The organism is Mesorhizobium sp. M0088, from assembly GCF_040322895.1.
Taxonomy (GTDB): Bacteria; Pseudomonadota; Alphaproteobacteria; order Rhizobiales; family Rhizobiaceae; genus Mesorhizobium.
The window spans coordinates 114,287-139,044 of sequence record NZ_JAMYUI010000021.1; the positions used below are offsets into that span (position 1 = coordinate 114,287).

29 protein-coding genes, 3 pseudogenes and 1 riboswitch are annotated in these 24,758 nt (G+C 62.9%); of the genes and pseudogenes, 14 read left to right on the plus strand and 18 right to left on the minus strand.

The window, feature by feature from the left end:
- Positions 1-8: 8 nt before the first annotated feature.
- Positions 9-154, minus strand: a pseudogene (locus NKJ67_RS24230) (tryptophan 2,3-dioxygenase family protein); the annotation flags it as partial.
- A 1-nt stretch (position 155) separates the two neighbouring features.
- Positions 156-340 (minus strand): annotated as a pseudogene (locus tag NKJ67_RS24235) (2-aminobenzoate-CoA ligase); the annotation flags it as partial.
- 274 nt (positions 341-614) lie between these two features.
- On the opposite strand from NKJ67_RS24235, the pseudogene NKJ67_RS24240 reads away from it, so the two are divergent.
- Positions 615-912 (plus strand): annotated as a pseudogene (locus NKJ67_RS24240) (phosphatidate cytidylyltransferase); the annotation flags it as partial.
- Positions 913-975: 63 nt separating this feature from the next.
- On the opposite strand, the gene NKJ67_RS24245 reads toward NKJ67_RS24240, so the two are convergent.
- On the minus strand, positions 976-1,404 hold the full coding sequence (locus tag NKJ67_RS24245; protein ID WP_023813521.1) for a Fur family transcriptional regulator: 429 nt from the start codon (positions 1,402-1,404) through the stop codon (positions 976-978).
- 144 nt (positions 1,405-1,548) lie between these two features.
- On the opposite strand from NKJ67_RS24245, the gene NKJ67_RS24250 reads away from it, so the two are divergent.
- From NKJ67_RS24250 to NKJ67_RS24265, 4 genes are all read left to right on the plus strand, one after another.
- Positions 1,549-2,496 (plus strand): metal ABC transporter substrate-binding protein, encoded by a 948-nt coding sequence (locus NKJ67_RS24250; protein WP_502905232.1) that lies wholly within the window; start codon positions 1,549-1,551, stop codon positions 2,494-2,496.
- 86 nt (positions 2,497-2,582) lie between these two features.
- On the plus strand, positions 2,583-3,443 hold the full coding sequence (locus tag NKJ67_RS24255) for a manganese/iron ABC transporter ATP-binding protein (protein ID WP_352583559.1): 861 nt from the start codon (positions 2,583-2,585) through the stop codon (positions 3,441-3,443).
- Positions 3,440-4,300, plus strand: a complete 861-nt coding sequence (locus NKJ67_RS24260; RefSeq protein WP_127267054.1) for a metal ABC transporter permease — start codon at positions 3,440-3,442, stop codon at positions 4,298-4,300. The genes NKJ67_RS24255 and NKJ67_RS24260 overlap by 4 nt, the downstream gene beginning before the upstream one ends.
- Complete coding sequence (locus tag NKJ67_RS24265) at positions 4,300-5,148, plus strand: metal ABC transporter permease (protein ID WP_502905235.1); 849 nt, start codon at positions 4,300-4,302, stop codon at positions 5,146-5,148. Before NKJ67_RS24260 ends, NKJ67_RS24265 begins: the two co-directional genes overlap by 1 nt.
- A 24-nt stretch (positions 5,149-5,172) precedes the next feature.
- On the opposite strand, the gene NKJ67_RS24270 is transcribed toward NKJ67_RS24265, so the two are convergent.
- The 3 genes from NKJ67_RS24270 to NKJ67_RS24280 all read right to left on the minus strand — a co-directional run bounded on the left by NKJ67_RS24270 (position 5,173) and on the right by NKJ67_RS24280 (position 8,080).
- Entirely contained in the window at positions 5,173-6,159 is a 987-nt protein-coding gene (locus NKJ67_RS24270) for a FecCD family ABC transporter permease (protein ID WP_127331546.1), read from the minus strand.
- 135 nt (positions 6,160-6,294) lie between these two features.
- Positions 6,295-7,242 (minus strand): ABC transporter substrate-binding protein, encoded by a 948-nt coding sequence (locus NKJ67_RS24275; protein WP_352583531.1) that lies wholly within the window; start codon positions 7,240-7,242, stop codon positions 6,295-6,297.
- A 49-nt stretch (positions 7,243-7,291) separates the two neighbouring features.
- Entirely contained in the window at positions 7,292-8,080 is a 789-nt protein-coding gene (locus NKJ67_RS24280) for an ABC transporter ATP-binding protein (protein ID WP_292459288.1), read from the minus strand.
- Between the two features lie 162 nt (positions 8,081-8,242).
- A riboswitch (cobalamin riboswitch) is annotated at positions 8,243-8,449 on the minus strand.
- A 256-nt stretch (positions 8,450-8,705) separates the two neighbouring features.
- Here NKJ67_RS24280 and NKJ67_RS24285 point away from each other — a divergent pair.
- Complete coding sequence (locus NKJ67_RS24285; protein ID WP_352583533.1) at positions 8,706-9,539, plus strand: AraC family transcriptional regulator; 834 nt, start codon at positions 8,706-8,708, stop codon at positions 9,537-9,539.
- Between the two features lie 4 nt (positions 9,540-9,543).
- Here NKJ67_RS24285 and NKJ67_RS24290 read toward each other — a convergent pair whose 3' ends face one another.
- The 3 genes from NKJ67_RS24290 to NKJ67_RS24300 are packed head-to-tail and all read right to left on the minus strand — an operon-like array spanning position 9,544 to position 13,160.
- Positions 9,544-10,683 (minus strand): DSD1 family PLP-dependent enzyme, encoded by a 1,140-nt coding sequence (locus NKJ67_RS24290; protein WP_352583535.1) that lies wholly within the window; start codon positions 10,681-10,683, stop codon positions 9,544-9,546.
- A complete protein-coding gene (locus NKJ67_RS24295) occupies positions 10,683-11,960 on the minus strand; it encodes a D-arabinono-1,4-lactone oxidase (RefSeq protein WP_352583537.1) in 1,278 nt (425 codons plus the stop codon). The genes NKJ67_RS24290 and NKJ67_RS24295 overlap by 1 nt, the downstream gene beginning before the upstream one ends.
- A gap of 12 nt (positions 11,961-11,972) precedes the next feature.
- The gene (locus NKJ67_RS24300; RefSeq protein ID WP_352583539.1) at positions 11,973-13,160 is read right to left on the minus strand and encodes an MFS transporter; all 1,188 of its coding nucleotides are present in this window, start codon (positions 13,158-13,160) and stop codon (positions 11,973-11,975) included.
- A gap of 124 nt (positions 13,161-13,284) precedes the next feature.
- On the opposite strand from NKJ67_RS24300, the gene NKJ67_RS24305 reads away from it, so the two are divergent.
- Complete coding sequence (locus tag NKJ67_RS24305) at positions 13,285-13,911, plus strand: TetR/AcrR family transcriptional regulator (protein ID WP_164749009.1); 627 nt, start codon at positions 13,285-13,287, stop codon at positions 13,909-13,911.
- A 26-nt stretch (positions 13,912-13,937) separates the two neighbouring features.
- Here the strand turns inward: NKJ67_RS24305 and NKJ67_RS24310 are convergent, their stop codons facing one another.
- A complete protein-coding gene (locus NKJ67_RS24310; protein WP_127381483.1) occupies positions 13,938-14,789 on the minus strand; it encodes an ATP-grasp domain-containing protein in 852 nt (283 codons plus the stop codon).
- A 112-nt stretch (positions 14,790-14,901) separates the two neighbouring features.
- Here NKJ67_RS24310 and NKJ67_RS24315 point away from each other — a divergent pair, with 112 nt between their 5' ends.
- The 3 genes from NKJ67_RS24315 to groL all read left to right on the plus strand — a co-directional run bounded on the left by NKJ67_RS24315 (position 14,902) and on the right by groL (position 17,881).
- Positions 14,902-15,699 carry a class I SAM-dependent methyltransferase gene (locus NKJ67_RS24315; protein WP_352583542.1) on the plus strand — a complete coding sequence of 266 codons (798 nt, stop codon included), beginning with the start codon at positions 14,902-14,904 and terminating at the stop codon, positions 15,697-15,699.
- 165 nt (positions 15,700-15,864) lie between these two features.
- Positions 15,865-16,161 carry a co-chaperone GroES gene (gene groES / locus NKJ67_RS24320; RefSeq protein ID WP_006203049.1) on the plus strand — a complete coding sequence of 99 codons (297 nt, stop codon included), beginning with the start codon at positions 15,865-15,867 and terminating at the stop codon, positions 16,159-16,161.
- Positions 16,162-16,225: 64 nt separating this feature from the next.
- On the plus strand, positions 16,226-17,881 hold the full coding sequence (gene groL, locus NKJ67_RS24325; RefSeq protein WP_127379092.1) for a chaperonin GroEL: 1,656 nt from the start codon (positions 16,226-16,228) through the stop codon (positions 17,879-17,881).
- 151 nt (positions 17,882-18,032) lie between these two features.
- On the opposite strand, the gene NKJ67_RS24330 is transcribed toward groL, so the two are convergent.
- Positions 18,033-18,641, minus strand: coding sequence for a TetR/AcrR family transcriptional regulator (locus NKJ67_RS24330; protein WP_128309024.1), 609 nt, complete (start codon positions 18,639-18,641; stop codon positions 18,033-18,035).
- A gap of 103 nt (positions 18,642-18,744) precedes the next feature.
- On the opposite strand from NKJ67_RS24330, the gene NKJ67_RS24335 reads away from it, so the two are divergent.
- From NKJ67_RS24335 to NKJ67_RS24345, 3 genes are read left to right on the plus strand one after another with little or no spacing between them, the layout of a single operon-like run.
- The gene (locus NKJ67_RS24335; protein ID WP_128290247.1) at positions 18,745-19,752 is read left to right on the plus strand and encodes a zinc-dependent alcohol dehydrogenase family protein; all 1,008 of its coding nucleotides are present in this window, start codon (positions 18,745-18,747) and stop codon (positions 19,750-19,752) included.
- Between the two features lie 33 nt (positions 19,753-19,785).
- Positions 19,786-20,232 (plus strand): OsmC family protein, encoded by a 447-nt coding sequence (locus NKJ67_RS24340; RefSeq protein ID WP_256745589.1) that lies wholly within the window; start codon positions 19,786-19,788, stop codon positions 20,230-20,232.
- Positions 20,233-20,248: 16 nt separating this feature from the next.
- Entirely contained in the window at positions 20,249-20,635 is a 387-nt protein-coding gene (locus tag NKJ67_RS24345; RefSeq protein ID WP_127396149.1) for a nuclear transport factor 2 family protein, read from the plus strand.
- 87 nt (positions 20,636-20,722) lie between these two features.
- Here NKJ67_RS24345 and NKJ67_RS24350 read toward each other — a convergent pair whose 3' ends face one another.
- From NKJ67_RS24350 to NKJ67_RS24380, 7 genes are all read right to left on the minus strand, one after another.
- A complete protein-coding gene (locus NKJ67_RS24350) occupies positions 20,723-21,334 on the minus strand; it encodes a LysE family translocator (RefSeq protein WP_127270585.1) in 612 nt (203 codons plus the stop codon).
- Positions 21,335-21,415: 81 nt separating this feature from the next.
- Positions 21,416-21,736, minus strand: a complete 321-nt coding sequence (locus NKJ67_RS24355) for a YkgJ family cysteine cluster protein (protein WP_352583562.1) — start codon at positions 21,734-21,736, stop codon at positions 21,416-21,418.
- A 55-nt stretch (positions 21,737-21,791) separates the two neighbouring features.
- The gene (locus NKJ67_RS24360; RefSeq protein ID WP_127319514.1) at positions 21,792-21,959 is read right to left on the minus strand and encodes a hypothetical protein; all 168 of its coding nucleotides are present in this window, start codon (positions 21,957-21,959) and stop codon (positions 21,792-21,794) included.
- Between the two features lies 1 nt (position 21,960).
- Complete coding sequence (locus tag NKJ67_RS24365) at positions 21,961-22,368, minus strand: hypothetical protein (RefSeq protein ID WP_013532398.1); 408 nt, start codon at positions 22,366-22,368, stop codon at positions 21,961-21,963.
- Positions 22,368-22,595, minus strand: coding sequence for a hypothetical protein (locus NKJ67_RS24370; protein WP_013532399.1), 228 nt, complete (start codon positions 22,593-22,595; stop codon positions 22,368-22,370). The genes NKJ67_RS24365 and NKJ67_RS24370 overlap by 1 nt, the downstream gene beginning before the upstream one ends.
- A gap of 362 nt (positions 22,596-22,957) precedes the next feature.
- Positions 22,958-23,167, minus strand: a complete 210-nt coding sequence (locus NKJ67_RS24375) for a cold-shock protein (RefSeq protein WP_010915421.1) — start codon at positions 23,165-23,167, stop codon at positions 22,958-22,960.
- A gap of 425 nt (positions 23,168-23,592) precedes the next feature.
- On the minus strand, positions 23,593-24,246 hold the full coding sequence (locus NKJ67_RS24380) for a glutathione S-transferase family protein (protein WP_352583545.1): 654 nt from the start codon (positions 24,244-24,246) through the stop codon (positions 23,593-23,595).
- Between the two features lie 197 nt (positions 24,247-24,443).
- On the opposite strand from NKJ67_RS24380, the gene NKJ67_RS24385 reads away from it, so the two are divergent.
- Positions 24,444-24,623, plus strand: coding sequence for a CsbD family protein (locus NKJ67_RS24385; protein WP_352583547.1), 180 nt, complete (start codon positions 24,444-24,446; stop codon positions 24,621-24,623).
- Positions 24,624-24,758 lie beyond the last annotated feature (135 nt).

The following is a 24,758-nucleotide window of genomic DNA, read 5'->3' on the forward strand; positions in this document are numbered from 1 at the left end:
AAATAGCTTTAGAGCCGGGTGCGAACTTTCCAGAGTTCAGTGAACAGCTCAACCTCCAGCATCTCTTCAGATACGAAGCGCCCGACGTGCCGCCGGTGCTGCGTTTCATGCCGATGATGCGTTCGACTGTGGTGACATGATTGAAGCGCCAGCGCCCGGCCATTGCCGATCGGCGCGGTGTGGTCACCCAGACCCTTTTCGACCAGACGTCGGTCAGTTCGACACCGGCATTAAGGTATTCGGAGTAGTCGAAGCCATCGAGCAGGAAGTTCGGCCACTGTTCCTCGGGCGGAAGGTTGTCGCGCGTGAACGTGTCGATATGCGCTGACGGTCCAAGCATTCTGCGGCTGTCCCCTAGATGCTCGTTGCCACGGTCTTGTCGCCGTGCGTGTGTTTGAATACGCAACTTGCGGGGAGGCTTTGCGCCGACACCGGGCTGGTCATCCGCATATACGGCAGCACCCGGCGCGATCCCATATGCGACCGGCATTTGGCACAGCGAGACCTCCCACGCTCTCGACTGACGATTGAGAATTGCACCAGACCAAATTTATTTCAAGCCTAAAGTTTTTAGCCCTGCCCGAGCGTTGGTGCACAAATGCGGCATGTTCGGCATCTTCGGCAAGCTCTTTGGAAAACAACGTTTTTCGCCGAACGTCTCGCCGTCGAAAACCTGGGAAGGCCTGATCGGCGCGCCCTTCTCGCCGCTGCAGGCGGCGGCCGTGGCCTTCGTCGCCTGCTCGATGGGATTTCTTGGCGGGTTGGTCGCCTCGGCCATCAAGCGCGACCAGGGCGTCAAGGACTGGGGCCATCTGATCGAAGGCCATGGCGGCATGATGGACCGCACCGACAAGCCTGGTCTTCGCCGCGCCTGTCTTCTTTCACATTGTGCGCTATTTCTGGACGGTCTGAGCCGGCGGCGTCTTGCCCGCCGCGATCAGACCCGGATCAGCATGGTGACGACCAGAAACCGCGCTATTTGGCGCGTTTCCTGACATACAGTTCCAGCTTGTGGCGGACGATTTCGAAGCCAAGCTCCGACGCTATCTCGGCCTGCAGTTTCTCGATTTTGTCGGAACGGAACTCGATCACCTGACCGGTGTCGAGGTCGATGAGATGGTCGTGATGTTCACGGTCCGCGTTTTCGAACCGGGCGCGGCCCTCGTCGAAGGCATGACGCTGGATGGCGCCTTTCTCCTCCAGGAGCCGCAACGTCCGGTAGACGGTCGACAAGGAAATGCTGCCGTCGATCTGGTGGGCACGAGAATACAATTCGTTCGCGTCCGGATGGTCGTGCGCATCCGCCAGCAGCCGCAAGATCACCTTGCGTTGTTCGGTCATCCGGACACCGGCGGCTTTCAAATTGCTCCGGAATCGCTCGAAAAGGTCGTTATCCGCTTTCATCCGCCATACTTAGCCGCGTTGCCACGCGACTGCAATTAGCTACTTGCAAATCAGTTGCAACTGCAATATTAGATGCAAATCAAACGCATTAGCATGACGTGAGCAGCGCATGGGCGACGATCAACTCCAGTCGAAAGGCATCCGATGACTGTTTCTGCTTCCCCAACCCGCAGGACGATGCTGCGGGCGCTTGGCGGCCTTGTGGCCATCGGTTTTGCGACGATGGCGAGCCTCGTTCCGGTCATGGCACAGGAAACCCAGCCTGCGGCAGCGAAGGTTCTGCGCGTCGTGACGACGTTCACGATCATCCAGGATATCGCGCAAAACGTAGCCGGGACCGCGGCAATCGTAGAGTCGGTGACCAAGCCCGGCGCCGAAATCCACGACTATCAGCCGACGCCGCTCGACGTGGTGAAGGCGCAATCGGCCGACCTCGTGCTCTGGAACGGCATGAACCTCGAACGCTGGTTCGAGAAATTCTTCGACAACGTGAAGAACGTGCCGAGCGCCGTCGTCACGGACGGTGTCGAGCCGATGGGGATCAAGGAGGGGCCCTATGAGGGCAAGCCCAATCCGCATGCGTGGATGTCGCCGAAGAACGCCCTCATCTATGTCGAGAACATCCGCAAGGCGCTGTCCAAGGCGGATCCGGCAAACGCCCAGGTCTATGCCGCCAATGCCGCGGCCTATTCGGAAAAGATCAAGGCAATCGACGAGCCCATGCGCAAGCGCCTGTCGGCGATCCCCACGGACCAACGCTGGCTGGTTACAAGCGAAGGCGCTTTCAGCTACCTGGCACGCGACTTCGATCTGCGCGAAGCCTATCTGTGGCCGATCAACGCCGACCAGCAAGGCACTCCGCAACAGGCGCGCAAGCTCATCGACCTGGTGCGCGAGAACAAGATTCCGGTGGTGTTCAGCGAAAGCACCATTTCGGACAAGGCGGCCAAGCAAGTCGCGCGCGAAACCGGAGCCACCTATGGAGGCGTTCTCTACGTCGATTCGCTGAGCGAGGAAGACGGCCCGGTTCCGACCTATCTGAAGCTTCTCGAAACCACCGTCGAGACTATCGTCCAGGGGTTCGGCGGGTGACCGGGGTTCGCACCGCGCTCGCTCCGGACAGCGTCCAGGGCAGCCCTGATCGAACATCGACCGGTAGCGGCCGGGTCGTTGCCTCCATCGACGTGGACGACGTCACCGTCAGCTATTCAAGCGGGGTCACGGCCGTACACTCCGCCTCTTTCAGGCTCGGCGCCTCCACCATCTGCGCGCTGGTCGGCGTCAACGGCTCCGGCAAATCGACGCTGTTCAAGGCGCTGATGGGCTTCCTGACGCCGTCGACCGGAACAGTGCTTATCGCCGGATTGCCGGTCCACGCAGCGCTGAAGCGCGGCCTGGTAGCGTATGTGCCGCAGAGCGAGGATGTCGACTGGAACTTTCCGGTGCTGGTGGAAGATGTCGTCATGATGGGCCGCTATGGCCACATGAATTTTCTGCGTATCCCACGCAGAGCCGATCGCATGGCGGTCGACGCGGCGCTGGAACGGGTCGGCATGACCGATTTTCGCAAGTGCCAGATCGGCGAACTGAGCGGCGGCCAGAAGAAGCGCGTGTTCCTGGCGCGCGCTCTGGCGCAGGGCGGCGAGATCATCCTGCTCGACGAGCCGTTCACCGGCGTCGACGTGCAGACCGAAGCAGCGATCATCGATCTCCTTCGGTCGATGCGCGACGACGGCAAGCTGATGTTGGTGTCGACGCACAATCTCGGCAGCATCGTCAATTTCTGCGACCATGTCGTCATCTTCAACAAGACGGTGCTGGCCTTCGGACCGACAGAGACAACGTTTACGCAAGCCAATCTTGCGAAAGCTTTTGGCGGCGTGCTGAGGCATCTACGCCTCGGCGGCGCCGATCTTCACGACGACCCCGACGCTCGCCACCTGACCGTGCTGACCGATGACGAGCGCCCTCTGGTGCTTTACGGCGAGCGCGATCAAGAGAAGATGATGAAGCCCGACAGCGGATCGCCAGCCCCGTGATCGACATCCTGCTGGAACCCTTCACCTACAACTACATGGCCAAGGCCATCTGGGTCAGCGCCCTGGTCGGCATGGTCTGCGCGTTCCTGTCCTGCTATCTCATACTCAAGGGCTGGGCCCTGATGGGCGATGCGCTTGCCCACTCGGTGGTGCCGGGCGTTGCGGCCGCCTACATGCTGGCCCTTCCCTATGCCGCCGGCGCATTCGCCTCCGGCCTCATCGCCGCACTCGGCATCACCTTGGTGCGGCGCGTGACGCAACTTCGCGAGGACGCCGTGATCGGCCTTGTCTTTACAACGCTGTTCGCTGGCGGGCTGCTGATTGCGTCGATCAGTCCGACCTCCGTAAACATCCAGTCCATCGTACTCGGCAACATCCTCGCAATCTCCGACGAGGATGTAACCCAGGTCATCCTCATCGCAGCGGTTTCGCTGGCTGTATTGGGGCTTCGATGGAAGGATATGATGCTGGTGTTCTTCGATGAGAACCATGCGCGCGGCGTCGGCCTGAATCCGTGGCGGTTGCGGGTCCTGTTCTTCGTGCTGCTCAGCGCCTGCATCGTCGCCGCGCTCCAGACCGTCGGCGCGATCCTCGTGATCGCGATGGTGGTAACGCCTGGTGCCACCGCCTATCTGCTTACCGATCGGTTCGGCGTCATGATCCTGCTCGCGATGGCGATCGGCGCGGCGACGAGCGCGGTCGGCGCCTATCTCAGCTTCTTTCTCGATGGCGCGACTGGCGGACTGATCGTGGTGCTGCAGACCGTGGTCTTTCTGACTGCCTTCGTCTTCGCACCCAAACATGGCCGTCTCGCCGCGCGCCGGGCGGCACGTGCCGCATCCCAGGTCGCGTCATGATGACACTCTGGTCCTGGATCGCCGAACCGCTCAGCCATGAGTTCATGCGTCGCGGCCTCACCGTCGCCATTCTGGTCGGCGCCATCTGCGCGGTGTTGTCCTGCTATCTCGTCCTGAAGGGCTGGTCGCTGATGGGCGACGCCGTTTCGCATGCCGTGCTTCCGGGTATTGTGCTCGCCTATATCGCCGGGATCCCGCTTGCCTTCGGCGCATTCGTGGCAGGACTTGGCTGCGCGCTGGCGACGGGCTACCTCAAGCAGCACAGCCGGATCAAGGAAGACGCAGTCATGGGCATCGTCTTCTCAGGCATGTTCGCGTTTGGCCTGGTGCTGTTCGTCAAGGTCGAGACCGACCAGCATCTCAATCATATCCTGTTCGGCAACATGCTCGGCGTCCAGTGGCGCGACGTGATCGAGGCGGCGGTCATCGTCGTGCCGGCGATCCTCATCGTTCTGGCAAAACGCAAGGATCTGCTGCTTTATTGTTTCGATCCGGCCCATGCGCGCGCGATCGGCCTGCCCGTCAACCTGCTGCATTTCGGGCTCTTGACGCTGCTCGCGTTGACGATCGTGGCCTCGCTGAAGGCTGTCGGGATCATCCTTGTCATCGCCATGCTGATCGCGCCGGGAGCGATCGGTTTTCTTTTGACGAAGAGCTTTGAGCGGATGCTCGCCATTGCTGCCGCGGCCGCCATCGGGTCGAGCGTCGTGGGAACGATCCTCAGCTATCACATCGACGCAGCCACGGGCCCGACGATCGTCGTGGTTCAGGCCGGCGTTTTTTTGCTTGCCCTGTTCCAGTCGAAGCGCCCAAAGCAACAGGTGCAACTGGGCATTTCGGGAGAGTAATCGCGGCCCTGACCGAGACCACGCTTAAAGCCGGTTGCGGATCAGCATGGTGACGACGAAGAACGCGCCGACCGAGCTGGTGATGATGCCGATCGGCAGTTCCTGCGGCGGCAGCAGCGTTCGGGCCAGAAGGTCGCTGGCCAGCAACAGCACCGCGCCGAACACGGCGCAGCTGGCAACCAGGCGCAGGTGCAAGGGGCCCGCCAGCGGCCGCGACAGATGCGGGATCATCAGCCCGACGAAGCCGATGACGCCGGCGACCGAGACCAGGATCGCCGTCGAGAAGGCGGCGACGAGAAAGGTCATCCTTCGCATCCGCGCCACCGGCACGCCCAGGCTTTCGGCGGCGTTTTCGCCGGCCAGGAAAGCATCGAGCCGGCGGTGGTTCCACAGCGCGTAAGCCAGGATAGTGCCCGCACCCAAGGCGCCGAGCCAGATATTGTCCCAGCGCGCCAGGCCGAGCCCACCCATGGTCCAGAACAGCACGGAGTGCGCGGCGCGCTGGTCGCCGGCAAAGACAAGATAATTGGTCAAGGCGGTGAACATGAAGGACACGGCAAGGCCGGCAAGGATCAGCCGCTCCGGGCCTTGCCCCCTCACCCGCGCAACCAGCAGCAGGACGACACCGGCAGCCAATATGCCGCCGGTGAAGGCCGCGACCGGCAATGTCCAGATGCCGAAACTGTCTCCGAAGACGGTGATGACGGAAACCGCACCCGCGGCGGCGCCCGACGACAGGCCGAACAGGAACGGGTCGGCAAGGTCGTTGCGGGTCACCGTCTGCAGCAGCGCACCGACGACGCCGAGACCGGCCCCGACGCAGATGGCCAGGACCGTGCGCGGCAGCCGCAGATCGACGACGATCTTGCCGACCGGCCCGGACACGTCGTGCCCACTGAAGCCGATTGCGCGGCCAAGTGCTGCAACAACGTCGGTCAGCGGGATCAGCGTCGAGCCATAGGCGATCGACAGCAATGCGAGAGCAGCGATCGCCGCCGCTCCCACCAGCATGGCCAGTGCGAATGCCGGATGGCGCAAACCTGGAAATGCGTCGTGTCTGTCAGGACGCGTGCGACGCACTACCAGGATCTTTTGCTCATGCATGTCGCTGCCCCAAAACCGCTGCGCACTTTTGGGCGACAGGCATCAAAACGCTTCCGGATGCATGGCCTTGGCGATTTTGTCGATCGCTTCGATATTGGCGGGTCCGGGTGTCAGTTCGGCATAGCGCAGGGCGACGAAGCGCTCGTTCTTGACCGCGTCCGTCTCTTTCATGGCCGGATGGACCTTCAGGAAATCGAGCAGCTTCTTGTAGCCGCCGCCACCCTGGTAATCGAGCAGGATGAGGAATTGCGGATTGCGCGACGCCACCGTTTCCCAGTCCGTGTTGCCCCAGCTGGTGTCCATGTCGGCCATGATGTTGTCGCCGCCGGCGGCTGATATCATGGCGCTGGGGATGGCGAACTTGCCTGCGGTGAAGGGCTTGTCCTCGCCGGAATCATAGAGAAACACTCGCGTTGCCTTGCCGTTGCCGACCTTGGCGGTGATGTCGGCGAGCCGCGTCTTCCAGCCGGCAACAAGCTTCTCCGCCTCGGCCTCCTTGCCGAAGATCTTGCCCAGCTTTTCGACGTCGCCATAGAGCAGGTCCATCGAGGCGGCTGGACGGCTCTTGTCGAGATGGACGCAGCTTTCCGTCAGCACCAGCGTCTTGATGCCGTGCGGGGCAAGCGTATCGGGTGTCACCTCGCCGCCCGGCTTCATGCCATAATACCAGCCGGCGAAGAAGAAATCCGGCTCGACCGCGACGAGGTTTTCGAGCGTCGGATATTTCGGCGCCAGTTCCGGGATCGAACCCTGCTCGGCCTTGAATTCGGGACCCACCTTGTACCATCCGGTGATGCCGGTCAGGCCGACGATCGACGGCTGCAGTTTCAGCGCGAAAGCCATCTCGGCCATGTTGAGATCCTGGATGACGGCGCGCTTCGGCGGCGCATCGAAGGTCAGCGGCTTGCCGCAGCTGTCGACCGTGACCGGGAAGGCCAGGGCTGTCGAGGCCAGCAGCGAGAAGACAAGCGAAAAGGCCAGGCGTTTCACGGGTTTGCTCCTTGTGGATGGGATTGGGTCGACTATGAAATGGCTTCAATCACGTCGGCGGCGCGGCACGGTTCGGCACATCGAACACCGTCAGTTCGCGGTCTTCGGTCGGATGGCGCAGACGCAGCACATCGATGCCGAAAATCTCGCGGATCAGCTTTTGGGTCAGCGCTTCGCGCGGTGCGGCGAGCGCTTGCAGACGGGCATGGTTCATCACCGCCACCCTGGTGGCGAACGGTGCCACCAGCGCCAGATCGTGCAGCACCGCGATCACCGTCATCTCGAAGCCTGCCACGAGGTCGAGCAGTTCGCCGCGGGCACGCGGGTCGAGATGGTTGGTCGGCTCGTCGAGGAACAGGATTTTTGGCTGCTGGGCGATGGCGCGCGCAAGTTGGGCGCGCTGGCGCTCGCCGCCCGACAGCGAGCCGATGGTGCGGCCAAATAGCGGCAGCAGGCCGGTCCGGCGCAGTGCATCGACGACGATCTCGCGCTCCTCGCTCCTGCGCCGCAGCCCGGCGTGCGGAACCCGGCCAAGCTCGACATAGTCGATCACCGCCAGCCGCGGATCGGGCTGGTCGGTCTGGCCGACCACGGCAATGTGCAGCGCCCGTTCGGCGGCTGAAATCCTGTCCAGGCGGCGCCCGCCGAGCTTCACCTCGCCGGAGCTCGGACGCAGCATGCCCGACAGCATGCGCAGCAGCGTCGTCTTGCCGGCGCCGTTGGGACCGATGATGGCAAGGCGATCGCCGGCGGCCACCGAGAAGCTGACCGCATGGACCAGATCCCGCCCATTCGCCGTCACGCAGAGGTCACGGGCTTCGAGAAGCGCTACGGTCATCGGCTGCTGCCCGCCGGCTTGTCGGGACGGCAAAGCGTATATACGACGATGCGATGGATGGAGCCGTCCAACTTTCCGTCACTTTCCAAAACTGGCGACGGAAGGAAGCTGGCGAACCGGCCGACAAGACCGGAGTTCGCGTTTCCTCCCGGCACACCCCGTCCGGTCAACTCAGTGATGGCAGGTCTCCTGGCTCACGGGTCGTTGCGCCATCCAGCCTTCCCAGCCTTGCCGGCCAGTGGCATTCACGGATTTTGCTCGCCGCTTACAGTTGCGGGGGCAGCCACGGTCTGGACCTGCGCAGGCCTCACCGTGTTCCCTTTTCACCCCTCGCCTTTCGACTCGGGGACCATCACCGCTTCAGCGTAGGTTTCCCCCAATCGCTTCGCAATGGATTTCTCGGACGGAGTGGTGGGCCAGCTAAGGGAAACAGGCATTTCATGCTCTCGATATGTAATAATATAACATACCTAAGAGATGACGCCGGTCGCTGTCAAGCGAAAGCTCATGGGGGCGGTTGGCCGGATGGCGACCGGCGTCGGGACAGATTGCACGGGATGCGCAATTTCGATCAAACTGGCCGTGCCAGGAAACGGCAGGATGATCTGGCCAATGCGAGGAGAAAATGGACCCGACCGAGAAAGCGCTGTGGTTCGTCGAAAGCCATCTGCCGGAGGCGATCTCGCTTGATGATGTCGCGCAAAGCAGCGGCGTGTCGCGTTTTCATGTGACGCGCGCCTTCGGCGCCGCCACCGGCCGGTCGGTGATGGGCTACATGCGCTCACGCCGGCTGACCGAGGCGGCGCGCAAGCTGGCGGGCGGGGCGCCCGACATCCTCGCCGTCGCGCTCGACGCCGGCTACAACTCGCATGAGGCGTTCACCCGTGCCTTCCGCGATCAGTTCGGCACCACGCCGGAACTGGTGCGCGCGCAGGGCACACTCGACAAGCTCGACCTCGTGGAGCCGATCCTGATGGACCAGTCCCTCCTCACCAATCTCGAACCGCCGCGTTTCGAGACCAGCCGGCCGTTCCTGATGGCCGGCCTCGGCGAACGCTACAGCTGCGAAACCAGCGCCGCCATCCCGATGCAGTGGCAGCGCTTCGGCCCCTATATCGGCAACATTCCGGGCGAGACCGGCGACGTCGCCTATGGCGTCTGCGTCAACGGCGACGATGCCGGCAATTTCGACTACATCGCCGGCGTCGAAGTGTCTGACTTCTCCGACCTGCCCAGGGACTTCTACCGGGTGCGGGTGCCGGCGCAGAAATATGCGGTCTTTGCCCACCGCGAACACATCTCGACCATCCGCCGGACGGTCAACACGATCTGGAACAAATGGCTGCCGGCCTCCGGGCATGAGATCGCGGACGCGCCGGAATTCGAACGCTACGGCCCCGAATTCGACCCGCGCAGCGGCAAGGGCGGGCTGGAGATCTGGATACCGGTGAAGGCGTAGTCGGTCAGGCCATCGGCAACGCCGGCCAGCGATCGGCGATCCGGCCGCCGGAAAACACCGCGATCGACCCGAACTGCTGCAGCACGGCTTCGCTCTGCGTCGGCCTTAGAAACGCGTAGTCCCCGGGCTTTGCGGTCGCGTCGGCGGGCAAGCCCATGAATTGCTGGTTGGAGGACAGGCCGAGCAGCCCGTTCGCCTTCATGCCTTCTGGGAAGACCGGCTCGGCCATCCACTTGCCGCCATAGAGGTAGCAACCCTTGCGCGGGAACCGGCCGAGCGCCTGCAGCAGGCGAGTGACGGCCGGCGGGCCGGGCAGCATCGGCTCGACCATTTTCAGGATCGGCGTGGCGATGAAGGCCGCCGGCTGGAAGCCGTCGAGGCCTGGCGTATCGAAGTCGCTGGGCAGCACAAAGGCCGAGCCCATCGAGACCTCATTGGCCGCGCCGCCATGATGAAGCAGCGCGGTCTTGCTGCCGCCGATGTTCAGGATGCGGCGCTGGTCGGCGCCGAGACAGGCGACGAACGCCGAGGCCTGCGCCGACGCCTTTGCCAATGCCTTTGCCGGTCCGCCGAAAAGGCCAGGAATGAGCGGCGCATGCGCCTCGTAGGCCATGACGCCTTCGCAATGCAGCCGGGCCGGCAACGCGCTCAACGCCTCCGACAAGGCGTCAGGATTGGCGAACCCGCCGCGATGCAGCCCGACATCGATCTCGAAAGCGATGCGCAGGCCGATGCCGAGTTCGTCTGCCAGCGCGCCATATTCCGCCAGTCTTTCCTCGCTGTCGATCAGCCAGCAGACGCGCGACCAGTCGGTATCGGCTTTCACCAGCGCCGCCCTTGCCGCGCCGATCGGCATCGGCTTGCCGTAGAGCAGATCGGCATCCGGGAACGCCTTCAGCACCGCCTCGCTGATCGGCGGGTGGAAGGTCATGAAGCGCTCACTGCCAAGCGCCTTGGCGATATACGCAAGCAGCGGCAGGCAGGCGAGCGATTTGTCGACCAGCCGCACGGCCAGGCCGGGATCCACTCTCCCCTTCACCAGGGCAATGTTGCTGTCCAGCCGGTCGCGATCGAGCAGCAGGCAGGGCTGGAAGATGCCGGCTTCCTTCAGCGCATCCGAGAGGGTGGAAAAATAGGTGCTCATCATTCGATGCCGAACAAGCCGGCCATGTAGGGGGAGACGAAGCGGTTTTGCGGATCGATGTCGCGGCGCACCGCCATGGCATCGTCCCAGCGCGGGTAGAGCTTTTTCATATCCGCCGCTTTCAGGCTGTGCATCTTGCCCCAATGCGGCCTGCCGCCATATCTGCGGAAGATCGGCTCTGCCGCCCGCATGAACGGCAGAGGATCGTTCGCTGCATCATGGTGGATGGCGATGGAGCAGGTCAGCCTGTTGTAGAATGGCGAAAGCCAGAACTGGTCCGGCGCGACCGAGCGCACCTCCATCGGGAAATAGACCTCGGGAAAGCGCTTCTCGGTCAGCTCGATGATCTCGGCCAGCGCCTTCGGCCCCTCCTCGAACGGCAAATGATATTCCATCTCGTTGAACTTGGTCTGCCGGTCGCTGGCATAGACGTTGAGCCAGTCCTGCACGTAGTCCTCGGCGGGAAATCTGGCGGCCGCCGAACGGATCAGGCGGCCACGCAGCGATGGCAGCCAGGCAAGTGAGGTGCGCAGCCGACGCAGCGTCCTCAAACCCGCCTCGTCCTCTTCCGGCGGCCGTGCGGTGGGTGCGGCGTCGCTGAAATCGCTGGCGATGAACTGCGCATAGCCGGAGAACGGAATGTAGTAGAATTCGGCCGAGCGATGCGCGGCCATCATCGCCTCGAAGTCGCGCAGCATCTCAGTGATCGGCAGCACATATTTGCGGCGGCGCAACCGGTAGGTCGCGATGTTGTTCAGCGTCACTTCGGTGAGCACGCCGAAAGCGCCGAGCGCGACGCCGATGGCGTGGATCATGTCCTGATCCCCTGCCCGCTTGAAGTCGCGGACCTTGCCAAGCCCGTCGACGATCTGCACCGTCTCCAGCTGCGTGTGATAGGCGCCGAGCGTCGGCCCCGAGCCGTGCGTAGCGGTACCCAGCGCGCCGCCGATCGCCTGGCGGTCGATGTCGCCCATATTGGGCAGGCCCTGGCCAATGCCTTGCAGGATGCGCATCAGCGGGCCGAGCCGGGTCCCTGCCCGCACCCGCGCCCGATGTGTTTCGGCGTCGTGCGAGACCAGCCCTTCCAGCCTCTCCAGGGACAGGATCGTGCCTTGCGATTTCACCAGCGGCGTGAAGGAATGACCGGCACCGGCGACGCGCACCGGGCCAGGCGCGGTCCGGACGAGATCACCGAGTTCACCGGCGTCGCCGGGGCTGGCGATCAGCTTGGGCTCGGCGCTTACAAAGCCCGACCAGTTGCTCCAAATGTTCGACATGCCACCCCCCGCTCAGGCAACCGCACGACGGCGACGCGACACAAGGACGAAGAGACCGAGCAGCGCCACGCTGGCGACCGCGCTGGCGGCGGCGAATTCCGGCACCGGCCGGAAATCCCTGCCGTCGATGAGCAGCGACGCCGCGATCGGTCCGATCGCCAGGCCGAAAAGCTGGGCTGCCGGCACCAGCAGCACGGCGGTGCGCGTCTCGTCGGCGGTGATCGCCAGACGGATCTGGTAGGGCACGATGAACAGCAGGATAAAGCCCATGGCCAAGGCAGCGACCCAGAACGTCGTCAGGCCAGGGCTACTGGCGAGAACCAGGGAGCTGACAAGCGCGACGACGCCGATCGCCGCGATGGCAAGGCGATAATCGATGCGCGCCTCGAACACGGTGGCCGTCATAGCACCCAGGACCTGCACGGCGAGGCTGGCCGAGACGATCAGGCCGACGGTGCGGCCATCGATGCCATACTGTGCGCCAAGCGGTTCCAGAAAGGCCCAGACCGCGCCGAAGAACATGAAATAGCAGAAGACGGACAGCAGCGCGGTCGTCGAGGGAAGCGTCAGCACATTGACCAGGTTCTCCTCCTTGGGCAGGTCGGCATAGTCACCGGGAACAGTGAAGGCGACCACCAGCGACACGACGCAGACGACGGCAAGAACGATGAAGCCGCCCGACGCCCCTGCGGCCGGGATGACATAGAGCGCCAGCAACAGGGCGAGCGCGCATTGCGCCAGCGTCTGCATGGTGACGAAATAGCCGCCGATGCGCTCGGCGCGCCGCGAGCGGGCGATCAGTTCGGTGGCGATGGCGACCAGACCGCCCTCGGCGAGCCCGGCCAGGGCGCGGCCCGCAATCAGCGTGCCGGCGCTCGCGGCATAGGCCGTCCACACATTGGCCAGCGCCAGCAGCAGCAGAAGGACGGCACTTTTCCAGCGCATGTGGTGCGCCGAAAGCAGCATCGCCACGACAGCCGAACCGATGGCAATAGCGATCATCTCGGCTGTGGCGACCAGCGCCAGTTCGTCGCCGCTGACATGGCCTTCGGTGTAGAGAGCTCCGAGCAGCACCGGCTGCAGGCCGAGGATGAGCAGGCCGACCGAACCGATCCACAAGGCCGAGGCGAGCTGCCAGCCGGTCGGATTGCCGACCAGCCAGTCGCCACTGCCTGCGTGGCCGGTATCTGTCGAAGCCAAAGGCGCCTCCCAACGTCCTTGCCGTGCGGCAAAAAAGCTGACAACCTGTCAGTATTTCAGAAACTGATACTTGATCATATTTCTTGTCAACCGGAATTTGGGAAGCCGTGCGAAAGATCGGTGCATGACGGAATTGAAGAGAATGGCGACCGAGCCGAGGCGCAGGCCCAAGCAGGAACGCAGCCGCGAGCGCATCGACGCGATCCTGTCGACGACCATGCGGCTGATCGGGGAAAAGGGTATCGACGCCGTCACCATGAAGGAAGTCGGCATGCTGGCGGGCGGGCCGATCGCCACCGTCTACCACTATTTTCCCAACAAATCGGCGATCCTGGCGATGCTCTATGAGCGGTTTTCAGAGGTCAGCCGGGCACGGCTGACCACGATCATCGCCGAAATCCGCGAGGCGAACGACGTGATCGTGGCCGCTGACCGGCTGCTCGATGATTATCTCAGCCGTGTCGCCGGCGATCCGGCCATCCAGGATCTGCAGAACGCCATCCAGGCCGACAAGGCGCTCAAAAACCTCGACATCGCCGAAACCCGACACCAGGCCCAAATGTTCTGCGACCACGTCATCGCCTTGCTCGAGCCCGAGAGGCGCGAGCAGTTCGAACGCATGGTCCTGCTGATCTTCCAGCTCGCCGGCGGCGTGGTGCGCCTGGCGCTCGCCGAGGGCGAAGCGGAAAGCCGCCAGACCATCGAGGATTACCGGTCTATCATTCACACGCAGCTGCGACTGTTTCTCTAGGGCGTCCGCGGCGATCTCAGCCGCGCCTATTTCGCCCGATGGATGAGGCCTTCGAAGCCGTGAGTCAGATCGGAAGCGCCGGCCGCGAACATCTTGACGAGGTTTTGCGGACGGCCGGGAGTCTTGTTTGCGTCGAGGAGGACGGCCCTGCCCTCATGCATGACGAAATCGAATTTTCCATAGTCAAAGCCGAGTTCACGCCGACGCTCACGCAATTCGTCGGGCACCGGGACAGGCTCGCGCCGGATCGTCTCCGATGCCTTGACCAGGCCGTTCGGGGAGACGTAGCGGGTGCAGCGCTCGCGCTCTCCGCAAAACACCCAGAAACGAACAGCAAAACCGTCGGGTTCTCTCTCCGGAATGAACTTTTCCACGACGAGATCGTCGCAATCAAAGACGCCATCTGGAACGTCGCCGAGAGATCCATGGACCTCATAAGGATGCAAGGCTGGCAAGCGCGGAAACGGCTGCTGTTTCCCGGCACGCTCGGATCGCCGGTTGAGGAGCGTCTCCGGAATACCCCGATTGTTGAGATTGCTTTTGACGATCACCTGACCTTGCCAGCTGTCGGTTCTGTCGACCAATGCGCCGCTGATCCGCCGCTTGGAGATGTCGGCGGCGCCGATGTTGAGGCAGAAGGCAAAACTCCGGGCGTAGTCGACATAGTCCGTGGGCGTCACCGTGGCATCGACATGCAATACCGCCATATCGGCGCTGACCGGCTTCGACAGGCCTTGCTGAACCTGAACCGAGTGGCCGCGCCTTTTCAATTCCGCAAGAATGTCGAACAGCATGTATGGGCTGCTCCTGCGCAGCAGGATGTCGCGCCTGCCCAGGAACCTGTCATGCTCGTGCGTTATCACAACGATGCGCGCCACTATCTACCTCTTGGACTGTCTGTAAATTCTTGAAATGTCTTGGCTTGTCCGACGACCTCTATTAAGCCCCGGCGGGTATCCAAATCCAGGCGTCCAGGGGCCAATAAATTGCATGACAAATCATTGGGACGATTACCACCGCCATTGGAAACTTCTGGAAGCGCCGCTCCGGCCAACAGCGGAAACCGTCGCTATATTCGATCGCGAACTTGATCTCGGAAATGCCGATGTCCTCCTCTTGGGGGTGACCCCGGAATTGGCAATTCTGGGCAAGTCGATGTTGGCGGTCGACCAGTCGGCGGCCATGATTTCCGGCGTATGGGCCGGCGATGACGGCTCGCGAAGGGCAATCGCCGGCAACTGGCTTAACCTGCCCGTGGATCACGCAAGCATCGACGCCGTCATCGGCGACGGATGCCTGTCGGCGGTCGATTCCCAGGCGGCGCGCAGTTCGTTGTTTGGCGAGGTCGCCAGGGTGCTGAAGCCTGGCAGGCGCGCAGCGATCCGCGTCTTCGCACGACCGGAAACGGCAGATGATCTGCGCGGGATCGAAGCTCTGGTTCTGGCCGGCGGGGTCGAGAATTTCCACGCGCTCAAATGGCGGATCGCGATGGCGTCCACGACGAACGACCCCGATTTCGCCATCAAGGTGGCAACGATCCGCGATACGTTCGGCAGACTGTTCCCAGACCGCGAAGCTCTTGCCGCAAGGACGGGGTGGAGCATGAGCTCGATCAACACGATCGACGTCTATGCCGGCTCGGACATAGGCTACAGTTTCGCGACGCTGGCCACGCTGATCGAAGAGGCCGCCAACTGGTTCGGCGAGGTGCGCGTCGTGCCGAGCGGCAGCTATCCGTTGGCCGAACGGTGCCCGCTTATGGTACTCGGTTCGGCCAGGCACCGGTAAGTTCATCATCATGCCGCCAAGAGGCGCTCCAATCGCCTTGACTCCGGCGCGCCGCCAGCCTATTTCAGCGCCACGTTAGCACTCGCCTTTGGTGAGTGCTAACCACATGTCCGGCGCCGCCGGATGGAGGAACTGTTTCTCACCGTTCTCATCGAGGAAGAAAAAATGGCAAAGTCGAAGTTCCGCCCGCTTCATGACCGCGTGGTCGTTCGCCGGGTCGAATCCGAATCCAAGACCGCTGGCGGGATCATCATCCCCGACACGGCAAAGGAAAAGCCGCAGGAAGGCGAGATCATCGCTGTCGGCTCCGGCGCTCGTGACGAAGCTGGCAAGCTGGTCCCGCTGGACGTCAAGGCCGGCGACCGCATCCTGTTCGGCAAGTGGTCGGGCACCGAAGTCAAGCTCAATGGCGAAGACCTTCTGATCATGAAGGAATCCGACATCATGGGCATCATCGGCTGATATCAGGCCTTTCCCCGTCAACTGAATTCCCGGGCTCGATCAAAGCCCCTGCCAGGAGCTAAAAATGGCTGCCAAAGACGTAAAATTCTCCCGTGATGCCCGCGAGCGCATGCTGCGCGGCGTCAACATCCTCGCCGACGCGGTGAAGGTCACGCTCGGCCCCAAGGGCCGCAACGTCGTCATCGACAAGTCGTTCGGCGCCCCGCGCATCACCAAGGACGGCGTTACCGTCGCCAAGGAAATCGAGCTTGAAGACAAGTTCGAGAACATGGGCGCGCAGATGGTCCGCGAAGTTGCTTCGAAGACCAACGACATCGCCGGCGACGGCACCACGACCGCAACCGTTCTGGCACAGTCGATCGTCCAGGAAGGCCACAAGGCCGTTGCCGCCGGCATGAACCCGATGGACCTGAAGCGCGGCATCGATCTGGCCGTGACCGAAGTCGTCGGCGCGCTCGGCAAGGCTGCCAAGAAGATCAAGACCTCCGAGGAAGTCGCCCAGGTCGGCACGATCTCGGCCAATGGCGACGAGTCGGTCGGCAAGATGATCGCGGAAGCGATGCAGAAGGTCGGCAACGAAGGCGTCATCACGGTTGAGGAAGCCAAGACCGCCGAGACCGAACTCGAAGTCGTCGAAGGCATGCAGTTCGACCGCGGCTATCTCTCGCCCTACTTCGTCACCAACGCCGACAAGATGGTTGCCGAGCTCGAGGACGTCTACATCCTCCTGCACGAGAAGAAGCTGTCCAACCTTCAGGCCATGCTGCCGGTTCTCGAAGCCGTCGTGCAGACCTCGAAGCCGCTGCTCATCATCTCGGAAGACGTCGAAGGCGAGGCTTTGGCCACGCTGGTCGTCAACAAGCTGCGTGGCGGCCTGAAGATCGCTGCCGTCAAGGCGCCGGGCTTCGGTGATCGCCGCAAGGCCATGCTGGAAGACATCGCCATCCTCACCGGTGGCCAGGTCATCTCGGAAGACCTCGGCATCAAGCTCGAGAACGTCGGCCTCAACATGCTCGGCCGCGCCAAGAAGGTGTCGATCTCCAAGGAGAACACCACCATCGTCGACGGCGCCGGCAAGAAGGCCGAGATCCAGGGCCGCGTCGCCCAGATCAAGCAGCAGATCGAAGAGACCACTTCGGACTACGACAAGGAGAAGCTGCAGGAACGTCTGGCGAAGCTCGCCGGCGGCGTTGCGGTGATCCGCGTCGGCGGCGCGACGGAAGTCGAAGTCAAGGAAAAGAAGGACCGCGTCGACGACGCCCTCAACGCGACCCGCGCGGCCGTCGAAGAAGGCATCGTTGCTGGTGGTGGCGTCGCGCTGCTGCGCGCTTCGGCCAACATCAAGGCCACCGGCGTCAACGCCGACCAGGCCGCCGGCATCAACATCGTTCGTCGTGCGCTGCAGGCTCCGGCCCGCCAGATCGCGGCCAACGCTGGTGCGGAAGCATCGATCGTTGCCGGCAAGATCCTTGAGAACAAGGGCGCGACCTTCGGCTACAACGCCCAGACCGGCGAATATGGCGACATGATCGCCATGGGTATCGTCGATCCGGTCAAAGTTGTCCGTACGGCTCTTCAGGACGCGGCCTCGGTCGCCGGCCTGCTCGTCACCACCGAAGCCATGATCGCGGAGGCTCCGAAGAAGGAGTCGGCTGGCGGCGGCGGCATGCCTGGCGGCATGGGCGGCGGCATGGGCGGTATGGGCGGTATGGATTTCTAAGAAGTCCATAAAGCACGCCCATGAACTAACATTGCTCAAGCCCGCAAGCGGGCTTGAGTGGCGGCATGGATTTCTAATCCAGCCCTATCAGCCTTCAGATACGGAAAGGGCGGCAGAGATGCCGCCCTTTTTTTGCGCAGCGGTCGGCGTCTCAGACGGCGGCGTCCGCGCGTTGCTTTACCTCGCCGGCCAGTACCGCCTGCTCGATCAGCGCTGCGACCTCATCGGCCACAGCCTGTACCGGGGCGCGGTCGTGGGTGGCGCGGGCGATCACCATCAGCCCCTCCAGCGACGATTCGACCAGCAGTGCCAATGCATGCGCGCGGCGCTCGGGCACCCCTACCCTGACGAAGGCGTCCCGCAGCAGGCCTATCCACTGTTCGAAGGCCGAGCGGCACAACTCCGCCAGTTCCGGCACGTCGGTGGGCGAGTCCAGCACGACAGGCGCGATCGGACAGCCGAGCGAAAACTGGTTGTCTTCCAGCATGCGTCCCACCGACTGGTAGATATGATGGACAGCCACCGCCGGATCCCGTTCTGCTGCCAGCGCCACGGTGAGCCTCTCCGTCACGTCGGCAACACTGGCGCGCGTCACCTCGATGACCAGTTGGTCCTTGCCGCCGGGAAAATGGAAGTAGAGCGAGCCTCGCGGCGCGCCGCTGGCGCTCAATATGTCATTGAGCGAGGTGCCGTGATAGCCGCGCTGCCTGAGCAGCAATCCGGTCGTCTCGAGTATGCGGGCTCGTGTGTCGTTCGCCATGTCAACCTCTGTCAGGAGAGGTCATTATAAGGCCTTGCGCAAAATATGACAATCGGTCTATATAATATGTAGATCAGTCTATATATTTCTCGAGAGGAACGACATGCGGAGCTACCGTCTCGAAGGGTCTGGGACCGAACCCCTGATGCTGCGCGACACGGCGCAGCCGGAGCCGAGGCCGCATGAGATCGTGGTGCGCGTTCGCGCCACCTCGCTCAACCGGCGCGATACGATGATCCTCAACGGCACCTATCCGCTGCCGCCGCGCCAAGGCGTCGTTCCGCTGAGCGACGGGGCCGGTGACATTGTCGCCATCGGCGATACCGTCACCCGCTTTGCTGTCGGCGACCGCGTGACCGGCAGCTATTTCGCCCGATGGATCGACGGCCGCATCCATGCCGGACTCATCGATCAGCTCGGCTGCACGCTGGATGGCATGCTGACCGAATACGCCGTTCTCGACGAACAATGGGCGGTGCGCTTGCCCGATCATCTCGACTGGCATGAGGCGGCAACGCTGACCTGTGCCGGCCTGACCGGCTGGAATGCGGTGACGGGCGCCGGAATTCCGAAGCCCGGCCAATGGGTTCTGGTCATCGGCTCGGGCGGCGTCTCGCTCTTTGCACTGCAGTTCGCCAAGCTGCTCGGCTGCCATGTCGCCGCCGTCACCTCGCGCGGTGAGAAAGCCGACAGGCTGCGGGCGCTGGGCGCCGACCTGGTGGTTTCGACATCGGATATGCCGCAATGGGGTGCGACCGTCCGCGACCAGACCGGGGGCATCGATCTCATCGTCGAGACCGGTGGCCCGGCGACCTTCGCCCAGTCGCTGATCGCCAGCACGCTATACGGGCACATCGTGCTCTTGACGCCGCAGGATGCGAAAGGCGGATCGATCCAGCTGCCGGCGGCACTCTACCAGCGCAGCCTCGCCACCATCAGCCGCCTGTTCGTCGGCAACCGGACCAATCTCGAAGCCATGCTGCGCGCCGTCTCGCAGCATCGCCTGCGGCCCGTCATCGACAAGGTCTTCGCCTTCACCGAGGCCGGCGATGCCTACCGCTATTTCCAGCAGGGCGACGTCTTCGGGAAGGTGATCATCGACGGCGCCTGACCCATCAAGTCCTCAAACCAAGGGAGAACGACAATGACAATTCGTGAAGCCTCGGCCAAATGGCAAGGCACGCTGAAGGAAGGGGCGGGCCGGCTGCGGCTCGGCAGCGGCGTCTTCGAAGGCGCCTATTCCTTCCCGTCGCGCTTCGAGAACGGTCCGGGCACCAACCCGGAAGAGCTGATCGCCGCAGCGCATGCAGGCTGCTTCTCGATGGCGCTGAGCGCCATACTGGGCGGCGCCGGCCATGTTGCCCGCAATATCCACACGATCGCCAAGGTGCATCTCGGCGCGACCGCGGCCGGGCCGACGATCACCCGGATCGAACTCGAAACCGATGTGGAGGCCGCAGGACTCGCCGCAGATGAATTCGAGCGCCTTGCACAGTCCGCCAAGGCGGGCTGCCTCGTCTCGCGGGCCCTTGCCGGCGTGTCTCAGATCACCCTCAAGGCAACGCTCGTTGAAGCCACCAAAGGCCAATGAAGCCAGGAGGAAGAAGATGACACAGGAGCTTGTCATGGACGCAACCGCGTACGATCTGTCCCAGCAGACGGCCGAGATCATGCGGCGCTACAACGACGTATTCCAACGCCATGATCCCTCGGCACTCGCCGAACTGGTGGCTGAGGATTGCGTGATCGAGAACACCGTGCCGGCGCCGGACGGCGCTCGTTTTGCCGGTCAAGCGGCGTGCGTCGGGCTTTGGACGGCGATAGCAACCCAGGCCGGCACGCGCTTCGATGTCGAGGAAACCTTCGTTGCCGGCGACCGGGCAACGATCCGCTGGCGCTATTTCATGGCCGACGGCAATTCGCTGCGCGGCGTCAACCTCATGCGCGTGGCCGACGGGCGGATCGTCGAAGCGATGGGCTATGTGAAGGGGTAGCGCGCCCGAGCAATTTCCCAAAGGGCATCGCCCGGAACAGCGCAACAAGGCGAGCGGATCAGCAAGACTGAGCCGCTCCCCGTGGCTCTACCGATCCGCCAGCGCCAGCTTCGCGCCAAGCATGACGAAGGCGCCGGCGAAAGTCCGGCGCATCCAGGTCAACACCATTGGCCGCGAGACGACGTGGCTGCGGATCGAGGCGGCGAAGATGCCGTAGCCGACGAAAACCACGAAGGTCAAAAGCATGAAGACGGAACTCAGCTCCAGCATCTTCGACAGCGCATTGGGCTCCGTGGTGCTGACGAATTGCGGCAGGAAGGCGAAGAAGAAGATCGAGAGTTTCGGATTGAGCACGTTGACGAGGATGCCGGTGGCAATCACCTTGCCGGCCGAACGCGGCGTCACATCCTGGTCGACGCTGAGGCCACCATTTTCCTTGAGTGTGTTCCAGGCCATGTAGAGCAGGTAGGCGACGCCGAGATATTTCAGCGTCTCGAAGGCGAGCGCACTGGTATGCAGCAGCGCCGCCAGGCCAGTGATGGCAGCGGCCATGTGCGGGATGATGCCGAGCGTGCAGCCGAAGGCGGCGATGACGCTGGCTCGCGCACCGCGCGAGAGGCCGGCGCTCAGCGTGTAGAGAACGCCGGTGCCGGGCGAAGCCACGACAATCAGGGACGTCAACAGAAATTCGATGCTCACGATGGTTCCTCCGGCACCCTACCCAACCAGGAAGGTATCGGGCTGCGGGTCGGCGCACAAGCGGAGGCGATTGGAGATTGGCTACACCGGTAACCCGAGCGCCTGGCGTGCCATCAGGCACTCCTCGTCGCCGGGCATGCAGGCGCGACAGACGTCCGGCCGGACGTCGTAGATGCCGCAAGCGGTCGACTTGCCGATCTCGCCGGACAGCGCCGAGCAGCGCACGCCCTCGCAGCGCATGCCTGACAGGTCAGATGCGACATATTTTTCCGGGATACGGTCGAGCTGTGCGTCATCCTCGGTGGAAAAGCGCGGCCACTCGGCCGAATAGGAACAGCAGGCACCGCAGCTTTGGCAATCGAAGGTGCCGTGTTGCGACGACACAACGCTCGCGGCGGCCACCAGGGCGGACAGCCCCGGCGCGGCGGGGTTTTGATCGGCGTCTTGCGGCAAGGCGCTATTTCTTCTTAGCCGTCTTGCCCTTCGGCGAATCCGCCGGCGACTTGAACAGATCGGTCGCGGCCTCGGTGGCGTCGCCGGCTTTCGGCGCGGCAACCGGCTTGGCCGGTTTTGCCGCAGCACCCGAGGCTGCCGTCTGATCCTTGGAGGAGAATTTTATGGCCATGTCAGTCCTCGTCGGCGAAGCGCGATGATGGGGCGCGCGGATTGCGCAGGCGGCCGATCAGCGCCGAAACGGCCGTGATGTTCATTTCCTCGGGCGACCAGTTTTTCACCGCCTCGATGTGATGGGCCGCCAGCTCGCGATGCGTGCTGCCGCTGTAGGCGGCGTCCTGATAAGTCACCCGCTCATGGGTCTTGGCGTCTTCGCGGACATATTCGATCAGGTAGTTCGGGCATTCGGCGCGGCCACGCACGCCGACGCGCACCTGGGCATCACCGTGGGCACGCTTGCAGCGTTCGAGCTTTTCCAGCACACGCCTGACGAATTCGACCGGCTTGTCGAGGCCTTCGACCATATCGGCAATGGTTGCGTCGGCGGCAATCGGTGTTGGCGGTACGCGTTTGGTGGCCATCAGCGTCTTCCGGCCCGCTTCGGCAAAGCGGCTAGCGCGGCGGCGGCGGCCATCTCGTCGGCTTCCTTCTCCAGCCGCAATTCGCGCAGACGCGCGGTCTTGGCTTCACGTGCCTCGCTGACGGCGTCGCGCTCGGAATTGATGCGGTTGAGCGACATCGACTGGGTTTGCGTCTTGCTGAACAGGGACACGGCCTGATCGACGGTTGTCTTTGAACTGGTGGTCAAATCTTTCTCCTGTCAGGAGCCTGTGCCGATGGAGCGAGACCGGGTCTTCGGTCAGGATCACGCACAAAGCAATACGCGCGGCGAATTCAAATTGCTGGAGCGTCCCTTAGCACGTCCAGGCTGGCGCGCAGCGCACTTTCGGCGGCGAGGCGCGCAAAATAAAAAAGGCCAGGCACCGCCTGACCTTCATGGAGCGCCGCGCAACCAGATGACATCCAAAAAGGATGCACCGGGGATGCACGAACGCCCTTCTCATGCGCATGATATGCCGTGGAAACTCAGGTCTCCGCGGCCATGCGCCCGAATTCGCCACTCACCGGTGCCAGTACATCCGTGGTCACCGGGAGAGCTGAATTCTTTTTTCAGGCCGCCTTCAACTGGTCGGCGGACATCTTGCCCGACTTGTTGTCGCGGACCATCTCGTAGCCGAGCTTCTGGCCCTCGACGATGTCGCGCATGCCGGCGCGCTCTACGGCCGAGATGTGGACAAAAACGTCGGCCGAGCCGTCGTCAGGCTGAATAAAACCAAAACCTTTGGTGGCGTTGAACCATTTAACTGTGCCGGTGCTCATGACGAACCCTTTCCATGGCAAATATTCGTTCGACGCCATGCGGATGCACAACGTCGTTTGTCCCGATTTTTGATGTGGGAAGTTCGTCAAAGGCGCGCTCGAAAGCGCGGATAACAAAAGTCAGTCAAACAAATATCGACGATTTGCTTATAGGCTTCTTTTGGCGCGCTGTCAAATTTGCATCAAGCCACAGCTGCGGAATTCTCCCAAACCACCTGGCCAAAACACCTGGCATGACGGCAAATCGGACACCAAACAGCGCGCTTGCGCCAACTTGAGAAAAGTTTTCCGGCATCCAGGAACCATCTGCGCAGACGCGCATTTATTCGGTGTCATCGGCAGTTCATGAGAGCAATCGAATAACAGTTGATGGCAAAGACGCCCCCCGCACGATAAAAGGTGCGAGGGGCGTTTTCGTTTGGATCCTATTCGTCCGGACCGGGTTCCGGCCACGTCTCCCTGGCCGCCTCGGCATACCAGTGGCGCATTGCCGGCGTTGCCAGCACGGCGTCGACATAGGCGCGCGTATCCGGCGCCAGCGTGCCGCCATAGGTGTCGAAACGGGTGACGACAGGCGCATACATGGCATCGGCCGCGGTGAAGTGGCCGAACAGGAACGGGCCGCCCTTGCCGTATTTTTCCCGGCACTGGCGCCACAGCGCCTCGATGCGGGCGCGTTGCGCCTCGCCCTCGGCGTCGAGCGGCTTGTGGCCCTTCGGCCGACGCAAATTCATCGGCCAGCCGTAGCGAACCTCGCGAAAGCCGGAATGCATCTCGGTCGCAGCCGAACGCGCCAGCGCACGGGCGTCGATATCGGCCGGCCAGAGCTTTTTTTCGGGAAACAGGTCGGCGAGATATTCAAGGATGGCAAGGGCTTCCCACACGATCTTGCCATTGTGATTCAGCACCGGCACCTGACCTGTCGGCGACACTCTCGCCAGATTGGCAAAGGTTTCAGGCGTGCGCAGCCGCACGAAACCTTCCTCGAACGGGATCTCCAGATGCCTCATCGCCAGCCATGGCCGCAGCGACCATGAGGAGAAACACTTGTTGCCGATATAGAGCGTAAATTCTGCCATTTTTCTCCCCGCACGCTCGGCCATCCAATATCCATGGTCGACGTGTGTTCACAGCCTAGCCCACCAGCCTTGCCCCAAGGCGGCGGCCGCGCGACCTGATCTGCCGTCCGGGCGACGCCTGGAACCTAACCGACGCCGGCCCGTTGGCTACCCGCAAATGAATTCCTCCGAATTCACACCCCAGGAGATGCGCAAAAATGGTGAACAAGGATCAGGTTGCGGGCGTGGCCAAGCAGGTCAAAGGCTCGGTCAAGGAAGCCGCGGGCAAGGCGACCGGCAACAGGCAGACCCAGGCCGAAGGCACGGGCGACCGGATCGCCGGCAAGGTGCAGAAGGCCTATGGCGACGTCAAGGACAAGGTCAAGAAGGCGTTCTGATCCGACATCGAGAAACGCGCTTTATCGAGGGAAAGGCGGCCGCGAAGGCCTAATGCAGTTCACTTAAGTTGGGCTGGATGAGGATCTGGTAAGACCTATCGAACAGGATGGAGATTCGTTTCCATCCTGTTCGTG

Coding starts and splice junctions, on each gene's coding strand:
- groL (WP_127379092.1), top strand. CDS start 16,226: ATGGCTGCCAAAGACGTAAAATTCTCCCGTGATGCCCGCGAGCGCATG.
- NKJ67_RS24295 (WP_352583537.1), bottom strand. CDS start 11,960: ATGTCGAACATTTGGAGCAACTGGTCGGGCTTTGTAAGCGCCGAGCCC.
- NKJ67_RS24360 (WP_127319514.1), bottom strand. CDS start 21,959: ATGGCCATAAAATTCTCCTCCAAGGATCAGACGGCAGCCTCGGGTGCT.
- NKJ67_RS24340 (WP_256745589.1), top strand. CDS start 19,786: ATGACAATTCGTGAAGCCTCGGCCAAATGGCAAGGCACGCTGAAGGAA.
- NKJ67_RS24385 (WP_352583547.1), top strand. CDS start 24,444: ATGGTGAACAAGGATCAGGTTGCGGGCGTGGCCAAGCAGGTCAAAGGC.
- NKJ67_RS24365 (WP_013532398.1), bottom strand. CDS start 22,368: ATGGCCACCAAACGCGTACCGCCAACACCGATTGCCGCCGACGCAACC.
- NKJ67_RS24330 (WP_128309024.1), bottom strand. CDS start 18,641: ATGGCGAACGACACACGAGCCCGCATACTCGAGACGACCGGATTGCTG.
- NKJ67_RS24280 (WP_292459288.1), bottom strand. CDS start 8,080: ATGACCGTAGCGCTTCTCGAAGCCCGTGACCTCTGCGTGACGGCGAAT.
- NKJ67_RS24250 (WP_502905232.1), top strand. CDS start 1,549: ATGACTGTTTCTGCTTCCCCAACCCGCAGGACGATGCTGCGGGCGCTT.
- NKJ67_RS24245 (WP_023813521.1), bottom strand. CDS start 1,404: ATGAAAGCGGATAACGACCTTTTCGAGCGATTCCGGAGCAATTTGAAA.
- NKJ67_RS24290 (WP_352583535.1), bottom strand. CDS start 10,683: ATGAGCACCTATTTTTCCACCCTCTCGGATGCGCTGAAGGAAGCCGGC.
- NKJ67_RS24315 (WP_352583542.1), top strand. CDS start 14,902: ATGACAAATCATTGGGACGATTACCACCGCCATTGGAAACTTCTGGAA.
- NKJ67_RS24345 (WP_127396149.1), top strand. CDS start 20,249: ATGACACAGGAGCTTGTCATGGACGCAACCGCGTACGATCTGTCCCAG.
- NKJ67_RS24270 (WP_127331546.1), bottom strand. CDS start 6,159: ATGCTGGTGGGAGCGGCGGCGATCGCTGCTCTCGCATTGCTGTCGATC.
- NKJ67_RS24305 (WP_164749009.1), top strand. CDS start 13,285: ATGACGGAATTGAAGAGAATGGCGACCGAGCCGAGGCGCAGGCCCAAG.
- NKJ67_RS24380 (WP_352583545.1), bottom strand. CDS start 24,246: ATGGCAGAATTTACGCTCTATATCGGCAACAAGTGTTTCTCCTCATGG.
- NKJ67_RS24375 (WP_010915421.1), bottom strand. CDS start 23,167: ATGAGCACCGGCACAGTTAAATGGTTCAACGCCACCAAAGGTTTTGGT.
- NKJ67_RS24335 (WP_128290247.1), top strand. CDS start 18,745: ATGCGGAGCTACCGTCTCGAAGGGTCTGGGACCGAACCCCTGATGCTG.
- NKJ67_RS24285 (WP_352583533.1), top strand. CDS start 8,706: ATGGACCCGACCGAGAAAGCGCTGTGGTTCGTCGAAAGCCATCTGCCG.
- groES (WP_006203049.1), top strand. CDS start 15,865: ATGGCAAAGTCGAAGTTCCGCCCGCTTCATGACCGCGTGGTCGTTCGC.
- NKJ67_RS24265 (WP_502905235.1), top strand. CDS start 4,300: ATGACACTCTGGTCCTGGATCGCCGAACCGCTCAGCCATGAGTTCATG.